Here is a 1,358-nt window from a genome sequence, read left to right as displayed (position 1 = left end):
GGGACATGGGATCACCGCTATCCGCAGATAAGCCGGAGCTGGCAGTCAAACTGGGCCAACCTGTCGACATTCTTCTCGTACCCGCAGGAACTTCGCAAGGTAATCTACACGACGAACGCTATAGAATCACTGAACAGCGTGGTCCGGCATGCAATCAGGAAACGCAAGGTGTTCCCGACTGATGACTCGGTGAAGAAGGTCGTATGGCTGGCAATCCAGGCGGCATCACAGAAATGTACGATGCCCTTACAGGACTGGCGTATGGCAATGAGTCGCTTTATTATCGAGTTCGGTGACCGCCTTGACGGTCACTTCTGAGGAAAGGCATTTACACAAAATCTTAAACAGGCTCAAAGTTGGCAATGTTCAGCTAACGCTAATCGAGTAATCACCGCCCTCTTCAGGTCATTAACTGTTATCTCCTGTAACACATCATAGTTACTCAGCTTAAACCACAGCTTTACTGCCTTCATGACTTCATAACTTCACTGACTTTCATCGACATACTTTTTTCTCTGACAAACCATCAACTTTGCTGCCCGCCTTTCAAACGCCAGCGAAGGCTAAAAATAATTTATTTCAAGAGTGTGAGCTAGGAGGGCTGCTCAGAAAAGTACAACATGATAAAAATGAGAGGGTTAGGGACGGAAGATGATTTTAAAGAGATATTTAATGCAGGGCTTTATGCCGGAAAAAATCAAAAATGCATCATAATTTATTAATTTTACAGGTTTATTGGCGGAGAGGGAGGGATTTGAACCCTCGGTAGAGTTGCCCCTACTCCGGTTTTCGAGACCGGTCCATTCAGCCGCTCTGGCACCTCTCCGTTTAAGTGGTTGCTATCATGCCCTGTTTTACGGCATTTTAACAGCACATATCCTTGCCTTTGTATTCAAGTGACGACTTAGCGAGCAACAGCGACTTATCCTGCTTGCCAGTGATTTTTTACATCAAAAACGTGATTTGTTGAATAAATAGAACTTTTGGGTAATCATCGGAGCAGATCACCATAGTTGTTTCAAAATCAGGTATCCATGGCAAAACAAAATTTTAAAATCACCAACTGGCCCTCTTACAACAAGGCCCTCAAGCAGCGCGGTTCTCTAACCGTATGGCTGGATGAATCAGCCATTGCTGCATGGACGGAAAAAAACACTACTGAACGGCGTGGACGACCTCTCCACTACTCAGATATGACCATCACCACAGTCCTGATGATGAAACGCATGTTTGGCCTTTCATTGAGGGCTTTACAGGGCTTTGTTGACTCGATTTTTAAAATGATTAAATGTACTAGCTCAGACCTGATCTGACAGTTACCGATTATTTATACAGGTGTCTGTCAGATTACATCTGGT

The 1,358-nt window shown here is 44.6% G+C and carries 1 protein-coding gene, 1 tRNA gene and 1 pseudogene; 2 read left to right on the top strand and 1 reads right to left on the bottom strand.

Annotation, left to right across the window (positions count from 1 at the left end):
- Nucleotides 1-318: transposase (locus QZ506_RS18400; RefSeq protein WP_291973028.1), on the top strand; the 318-nt coding region annotated here is incomplete at its 5' end.
- 418 nt (nucleotides 319-736) lie between these two features.
- Here the strand turns inward: QZ506_RS18400 and QZ506_RS18395 are convergent.
- A tRNA-Ser gene (locus QZ506_RS18395) sits at nucleotides 737-826 on the bottom strand.
- Nucleotides 827-1,034: 208 nt separating this feature from the next.
- On the opposite strand from QZ506_RS18395, the pseudogene QZ506_RS18390 reads away from it, so the two are divergent.
- Nucleotides 1,035-1,283: pseudogene (locus QZ506_RS18390) on the top strand (transposase); the annotation flags it as partial.
- Nucleotides 1,284-1,358: the final 75 nt, after the last annotated feature.

The organism is Candidatus Symbiopectobacterium sp., from assembly GCF_020054415.1.
Taxonomy (GTDB): Bacteria; Pseudomonadota; Gammaproteobacteria; order Enterobacterales; family Enterobacteriaceae; genus Symbiopectobacterium.
Note: the sequence above shows the minus strand (reverse complement) of the source record. Positions and strands in the feature narration are given on the sequence as shown.